Annotated in this window: 4 protein-coding genes; all 4 read right to left on the minus strand. The window is 66.1% G+C overall.

The window, feature by feature from the left end:
• Positions 1-136 precede the first annotated feature (136 nt).
• The 4 genes from ACEN8I_RS14605 to ACEN8I_RS14620 all read right to left on the minus strand — a co-directional run bounded on the left by ACEN8I_RS14605 (position 137) and on the right by ACEN8I_RS14620 (position 7,462).
• Complete coding sequence (locus ACEN8I_RS14605; RefSeq protein WP_413329215.1) at positions 137-1,255, minus strand: M48 family metallopeptidase; 1,119 nt, start codon at positions 1,253-1,255, stop codon at positions 137-139.
• On the minus strand, positions 1,255-2,469 hold the full coding sequence (locus ACEN8I_RS14610; RefSeq protein WP_413329216.1) for a YjgN family protein: 1,215 nt from the start codon (positions 2,467-2,469) through the stop codon (positions 1,255-1,257). Before ACEN8I_RS14610 ends, ACEN8I_RS14605 begins: the two co-directional genes overlap by 1 nt.
• Positions 2,470-2,901: 432 nt before the next feature.
• On the minus strand, positions 2,902-4,581 hold the full coding sequence (locus tag ACEN8I_RS14615; protein WP_413329217.1) for a ShlB/FhaC/HecB family hemolysin secretion/activation protein: 1,680 nt from the start codon (positions 4,579-4,581) through the stop codon (positions 2,902-2,904).
• Positions 4,582-4,831: 250 nt separating this feature from the next.
• Entirely contained in the window at positions 4,832-7,462 is a 2,631-nt protein-coding gene (locus ACEN8I_RS14620) for a filamentous hemagglutinin N-terminal domain-containing protein (RefSeq protein WP_413329218.1), read from the minus strand.
• Positions 7,463-7,694: the final 232 nt, after the last annotated feature.

Below are 7,694 nucleotides of genomic sequence, written 5' to 3' on the forward strand. Positions count from 1 at the left end.
CCCCTGCCAATTCGTCCATCACGGTCCCTGCGCCAGCCGCAAGGGACCGCTCGTTCGTTCACGAACCATCCACGGCTGGTGCCGAACGGACATTGCCCCTCACCTCACCCAGTCCCGGCGGGAGATGAATTTCCAGCTAGCGCGTAGCCGCCGCGTCCCTGAAGAACTGCACGCGTTCGGCATCGGCCGGGTGCGATGCGAAGGCGATGCCCAGCCACGAGCCGGCGTCGGGCGGCTTGCCTTCTTCGGCGGTTTTGCCGCTTGGTTCGGGCGCCTTTTCAGGTGCTTGCCCGGCCTCGCCGCCCTTGCGCCTGTAGGCATCGATTTGCTCGAACAGGGTCACCATCACGGCCGGAGAAATACCGGCGGCCTTGAGGATGCGCACGGCTTCCTGGTCGGCTTCGCGCTCGGCGTCGCGCGAATAGCTGGCCTGCCCCATGAGCACGGGCACGCCGGCCAGCACGGTGCTGAAGTCGCCGACCACCAGGGCTGCCAGCCCGCCCAGCGCGGTGGCCTGCACCAGCATGCGCAGGCCGTGGCGGTGCCGCACGTGGCCCAGCTCATGCGCCAGCACGGCGGTAATGACTTTGTCGTCGCGGCCCACCAGTTCGACGAGCTCGTCGGTCATGACCAGCGTGCCGCCGGGCAGCGCGAAGGCATTGGGGCCTATGCGGCTGCGGCGGAACACCAGCCGCCATGGCGGCACGCTGCCGGCCGGCATGGCGGCGACGGCGCGCGTGAGCGCTTCGCGCAGCCGCGCCTGCTGGTCGGCGGGCAGCCGGCTGGGCCGCATCAGGTGTTCGTCGATCACGGCCAGCGAGGCCTCGCCCAGCGATTCGTCCACGCTGGGCGGCGCAAGCGCCACCACGGCGCGGCCGGCCACCGGCACGCCCCATTGCTGGATGGCCACGATGAGCACCACCAGGGCCAGCGCGCTGGCCAGCACCCAGCGCCAGCTTTGCTGCGCCGTCACCACCAGCGAGTCGCGCCGGCCGCTGCGGCGGCTCCAGTCGTCCCATGCGGCGGCGTCGGCGCACTGTACAGTGCCGCCGCCTGTGAAATGGGCCACGCGCATGCCGTAGCGGGTGCGCTCGGGCCACTGCACCTGGCGCAGCGCGACGCGGCGCTCAATGCCATCCCCGCTGACGAGCAGCGCGTCGCCCTCCACGCGCAGCATGACGGCGCGCGCGCGGGCGCTGCTGCCGTCAAAGTAGCTGGCGGCCAGCGAAGGTGGCGGGGTGCCGGGATCAGACATCAAAAGCCGATGTCAAGGCCGAACAGGTCGCCGCCGGCCTCGCCGGCCGCATCTCCCTCGACGGCGCCCGAGTGGCTGAGCAGGGTGTCGGGGCTGACGCGCGTCTTCACCGTCACGGCCTCAAGCCGCATGCGGGCCAGGGCCACGGACGCGAAGGGCCAGTACAGGCCCAGCGTGAGCACCACCAGCAGCCAGTTCTTGACCGTAAGCCACAGCAGCGACCTGAAGTGCAGGCGGCTCAAGAAACGCAGCGAGGTGTTGCCGGTGCGCGTCCAGACCAGGTCCTGCAGGCGCGCCGTGGCATAGGGCTTGATCATCACCAGCAGCACCATCATGACGACCAGCGGCGCCAGGCTCGCGATCATGATGAGGCCGATGGAGGGCCGGCCCTGCATGCCGCCGGTCTTCGCCGCATAAATAATGGCGCCGACAGCACCTCCCGACACCAGCAGCGGCAGCAGCGCCAGGCCCACGATCTTGAAAAACAGCTTGTAGAAGGAGCCCAGCGTTGCCTTGAAGGTGGTCTGCAGGGAAGCGAGCGCGTAATGGTTGTGCTGGTACTGCTTGAGGTTCCAGACCAGCCAGGGCAGCACGGCAAAGGCGGCGAGGAAGACCACGCCCAGGGTCTTGAGGTACCAGCTGGGTGGTCTTTCGGGATCGGCCACCTGCGTCAGCGCGGCGAGGATCACCATGCCGGGCACGAACAGCGGCAGCACGGCGCGGTAGGCACCGCCCAGCGAGCCTTTGAAGCCAAAGCGCAGGCCGCGCCAGCTGGTGTTGGCCATGCGGAACTGCATGCTGGACTTGAGCAGCGCGGGCCACAGGGCCGCGATGATGAGGAAGGCCAGGAAGCCGGCCGTGGCCGAGAACTTGCCCGCGGCCGAATACAGCGAGAACAGCACGCCGACCAGGAAGTAGCCCTTGAGCAGCTTGACGGGGTTGGCGTGAAAGCCCAGCGGCTCGCCGTCCACCACGGTGTTGCCGTAAAAGTAGCGAAGGCGCCGCACCTTGGCCCAGGGGTAATAAATACCCAAAGTCACTATGAGCAACAGCAGGTTCACGATCCAGATCCGGAAGTATTCGCTTCCTGAGCCGGTGAACTCCACACGCAGCTGGTGGCTGGCGTCGGGCTGCTGGGTCTGGTAAGTCGAGTCCTGTGCCGCCACAACGGGCGCGCCAGGGTTGCCCATCTCAGGGCTGGTCAATGGTTTCATGGGTTTCCTCCCGGATATGGTTTTTCTAGGGAGATGGCTTGCGCACCCCCGCCGAATAATGTAACGCCTCGGCAGGGCCGCGAAGTCATTGTTTCCATGGGTAAATCATGACAGACAACTGTATGCATGTACAGTATTATTGCTTCAACTCAAAAGCCCCCAACAAGAACGAAGGACCGAGATGCAGCTGTCAAACCACCCTCCTCTCACCCGGGCGCCCGCCGCGCCTCCGGCCCGTCCACAGCCGGCCCGCGTGTCCGCGCCCTGGCCTTTTTATGTGCAGGTGCGGCGGCCGCCCTGCTTTGATATGGAGCTCAATGCGCGGCGTGTGCTGGAGACTTCGGCGCGTTACTTTTCAGCGCCCATGGCGGAGCCGGCGGCCGCACCAGCGGCGGTGCAGCCTCGCGGCACTTTCAAGAAACAAGGGTGAAATCAGAAGGCTACAGAGGCCTGCATCCACAAGGTAGGCCGCTTGGCCGCAGACGCCGGGATGGACGTCGGCAGGCCGCCGTCGGTGCGCCACGCCAGTGACGAGCGCAGTTGCACCGAGCCCAGTCCGGCGTTCAGCCCCACACCCACACCGGCCAGGTTGCGGCTGTTGGAGGCCGGCGCGCCGAAAGGATTGCGGTTGATGGTGACCTTGCCCACGTCGTAAAACACCGTGGCCTGCACATTGGGCATCACGTTGTGGCGCAGCTCCACGGTGGCGCGGTAGCCTTCGTCGCCGCTGGCCTCGCCCTGCGGATAGGCGCGCACGCCGTTGATGCCGCCCAGCGAGAATTTTTCCGACGAGTCCAGGTTTTTGCTGGCCGTCTGCCCGGCCACCGAGAGCGCCAGGAAGGTGCTGTCAGTAAAGCGTTGCAGGCGGTTCGCGCCGTAGCTGAAACGCGTGTAGCTGCCGTTGGACTGGGCCGAGGCCGCGTCTATGGCCAATGCCGTGGGCGAGTTGATGCTCAGGCTGCCGAAGGCGACGCTGAGGTCCAGGCTGGTGATGCCGCCGCCGCCCAGTGCATCCTGCAGACTGCCCGAAAGGCCCAGACTGGTGACGCTGACTTTCTTGGGCGTGAAGGTGGCTGTGCCGTCCACATAGTCCTTCAGGCTCTTGTCTTCATACGAAGCCGTGCCGCTCAGGTTTTTGAACTGGCTGCGGATAAAGGGATAGCTCGCGAACACGCTGCTGCTGCTGGCCGTACCGTGGGCCTGCAGGGCTTCAAACTCCCTGCCGAGTTTGTAGTGGATGTCGGAGTAAGCCGCGCCCAGCTTCAGGCCGTCGCTACCCACGGGCAGCTGGTAAGCCAGGCGGGCGTAGCTCAAGTTGGAGCCGGCGGTCAGCACGCTGGCCGTGAGCTGGTCGCCTATCCTGAGCGGGCTCACGAGGTTGAAGGTGCCGGCCAGGCGGAATTCGCCGGTGTAGCGGCTGCCGTAGTTGTCGGCCACCACGTTGCCGCTGTAAGGCTTGGCGGAGTTGACTTCAATCAGCAGTTCCGACGTGCCGACGCTGGCGCCGGGCTGCAGCGTGGCGCGCGAGGTGCTCACGCCGGGGGTGTCTTGCAGCAACAGCAGGCCGCGGTCTATCTGGTCGCTCTTGATGACATCGCCGTCCTTGACCTGGCCCAGGTAGGCCTGGGCGCGCTCGTCGCTGAGCAGCGACTGGTTGTTGATCTTGTGGCTGGAGATGCGGCCTTCGATGACGCGGATGGTGACCGCACCGTCGGTGATGTCCTGCGCCGGCAAAAAGGCGCGGGCCACGGCAAAACCCTTGCTGCGGTAGTAGGCGGTGATGCGCCGCGCGGCGGCATTGAGCTGGCTCAGCGACTGCTCCGCGCCGACCAGGCTGGCCACCAGGGGCTGCAGCTCTGCCGTGGGGATCTCCTGGTTGCCGGTGATGGCGATGGACTTGACCAGCACCTTGGCCTGGCCCTGCTGGCTCAGGTCGGATGATTCCTCGATGCGCTGCAGCGGCGCCGCCTGCTGCGGCGGCAGGCCGGGCGCCTGGCGCAGGTCGCGCAGCACCTGGCCGGCATCGGGCGGCGTCTGGGCCCAAGCGCCGCCGTGTGTTGCCAGCAGGATCGCCGAGGCCAGGGTGGAGAGGGGCAAGGAATTGATTTTCATTGGTTCATTTCGATGTAACGCTCACGCGGCTTCACACGGCAACGGCCGCCACCCCAGGGCCGCCCGCCGCATCCGGCACGGTATCCCGCGATTTTCTGTATCCCCGGACCGCGGCGCCATACTGCAAATGCAGCAGATGTGCCGCTCCCGCACTGTCGCAGAGCGCGGCCGGCCTGTATGTCCCTATTTTTAGCGACATAGACGACAACGCCCAGGGCTTTGACGTGGAAATCGCACTGGCGCAGGCGCATCAGGAGCCTCGAGGCCTTGCACCACGGCAAGCCCCTTGCAGCACGGCCAAGGCCTTTTGGCTGGCCTCGTCGCCCGCCTCCACCCCGGCGGCGGACAAGGCATCGGCCAGGGCGCAGGGGTCCTGGCCGGCTTGGGCATTGGCCGGACGGTCGACATCCGCCAGGTAAACCATGGCACTGCGGTAGGCCTCGTCGATCAGGAGCCGGGGCTCATCGCCCCGAATGATCAGCCTGCCGCCCGTGATGTCAAACCCCTCCTGACCCGACCAGGCCCCATAAATCCCCGGGTTGATGCCGCTGGCGGCCGTGACGCCAGCCGCGCCCACGCCCGACTGCTGCGCGCCGTTATAAGCCACGCTGGTGTCCGGCAACGTGAGCGGCTGCAAAAAGCCGCGCAGCAGCGGGCCGGTCTGGCCCTCGTAAATGCGCCAGGTGGCCGTGCTGCCGCCCTGCGTGGCGATGTCCCAGCCGCTGAAGGTGGCGGTCTGCAGCATCTGGCCGCTGGCCTTGCCCGTGCCGCCCGCACTGGTGGCCTGGCCCGAGCTATCGATGTCCCAGTAGCTGTCGCGAGTCACCGCGGTGCCGAACTCCTCGCCCACCAGCCCACCCACCATGCCGGTGGCGCTGACGCGGCCGGTGCTGTAGGCGCGTGTGATGGTGCCGTCCACCGAACTACCGACCAGCCCGCCGACCCTGTCACTGCCCGTCACGGCGCCGCCGGCGTAGGCATCGGTGATGCCGCCGTCGCTGAGTTCGCCCACCAGCCCGCCGACATAGTCGCTGCCCTGCACCGATGCCGTGCTGTAGACATTTCTGAAAGTGGTGCAGCAGCCCTGCCCCGCGATGGCGCCCACAAAGTCGCCGCCGGTAATGCTGCCGCCGACCAGCCCCAGGTTCTGAATGCTGGTGCTTTGCGTGAGGCCGAACAGGCCGACAAAGTTGTCGCCCGGTCGGTTGATGAAGAGGTTGCGAATCCTATGGTTCAGGCCGTCGAAACGCCCCTCGAAAATGCCCGGCGCGCCCACGCCGCCCAGGGTGTCAAAGCCCGCACCGGCGTTCCAGTTCACCGTGGCGCTCGCATCGATGTCGGCGCCCAGCACATAGTTGCCGGTGGGGTTGCCGTTGATGCCCTGCAGGTCGGTGCCGGTGGTGCTGCCGGCCGCCCCCAGGCTGGTGATGACCTTGTAGGGCTCGGTGACACCGTCGCTGCCCAGCCGGGTGCTGAAGTTGTCGCCGGCCCGCAGGTTGACCGTGGCGCGCACGTTATAGGTCGCAGTGTTGCCCGCATTGAGCGCGCCCAGCCCGTATTCCAGCGCCAGCTTGCCGTTGGCGTGCTGTGAGGTGATGGACGCGTTGATGTTGATGTTGCGCCAGGCGCTCAAGGTCAGCGTGGTGCCGGCGTTCCAGGTGACCGCCGCATTGACATGGATGTCGCCGTTGTCGCTGCCGCTCGCATTGTTGGTGGCCAACGCCACATTGCCCAGGTTGAGGTTGTTGGCCAGCGTGGTCGCGCCTATGCCGCTGCCGGTCAAGCCACCGCCGCCCGCCGCGACAGTGAAGTCGGTCGGGTCGATCAGCCAGCTGCCGTGGTTGCCGCTGGCGGCCAGCGTGGTGATAACGGCGCCGTCGGCCACTTTCACCTGGGCCGCGCTGGTTTCGATAAAACCACCATTGCCGCTATTGGGAGCGCTGGCATCCAGCGTGCCGCCCACATTGACGGTACCGCTCTCCATATCGCCCATCAGCAAAATGCGGCCGGCCTTGTTCTGAATCGTTTTGGCTTCAATCACGCCGGTGTTATTGACCGTCGCCGTGGTCAGGCTGTCCATGGCCCTGGCCGACAGCAGCACCTGGCCGCCGTTGGCCTGGATCAGCTGTTTGTTCTCCGCCAGGGCGTTGATCGCACCCTGGTCAATGCTGTAGCCCAGCAGGCTGCCGTTGTCCAGGTTCAGCGTGATCTTGTTGCCTGCCGCCAGAAGCGCAGTGCCCAGGCTCGCCGTCATCACGCCTTCATTGCGCACGTCAGGCGCCAGCAGGGCGAGATAACCGCCCTGCCCCGCGTTCAAGCTTCCCTTGTTGACGACCGAGCCGCCCGAGCCCGTGAACACATGCCTGCCAGCCATAAAGTCGGCATTGCTCATGCCAAGCGTCGAAGCCACCAGCCCACCCACATTGACCTGCGAACCCACACCAAACAGCACGCCGTTCGGATTCAGGATAAAGACTTGCCCATTCGCCGTCAGGCTACCGAGCAGCTCGCTCGGGCTGCTGCCCGTGATGCGGTTCAGTGCAATCGCCTGGGCATTGGGCTGGTTGAACACCAGTGCCTCATTGGCCCGCGTCGACAAGCTGGTCCAGTCGATCGCCAGGCGCTGGCTGCCTTGGTTGATGGTGGTGGTGTTGCCCACAGTGGCGATACCGGCCGCACCGATCGACACCGTGGCATTGGCCGCATCGGCGGCCCTGGCCTGCGGTGCAAGGCATGCCATGGCAAGCGTCAGTCCGGCCATCCCCAGGGAAGCGCCGAGCTTGCCCCGACTGCTGGTGTTTTCCGCCACGGCGACACAGCTGTTGGAAACCGGGCTCCAGACCAGGCGATAAATGCGGTTGATGCTGGCGTGGCTTTTCATGATTCCTCCTTGCCTGCCAGCGATGGTATGCCTCTTGGGGCTGCGCGCCCAGAGGTGGAACATTACAAATGAAATTGTGGGCCGGGTCTTGCTCCGGCGGGCGCGCTCTCCTCTTTCTACCTCCTCCTTCCTCTTCTTGGTTCAGTTGGCCGGGACTCGCCCCGGCGGGCGACTTACTTTCTTTTGCTTCGCCAAAAGAACGTAAGCAAAGAAAAGGCGACCCGCAGTCTGG

The organism is Polaromonas sp. CT11-55 (genome assembly GCF_047303325.1).
Taxonomy (GTDB): domain Bacteria; phylum Pseudomonadota; class Gammaproteobacteria; order Burkholderiales; family Burkholderiaceae_C; genus Polaromonas.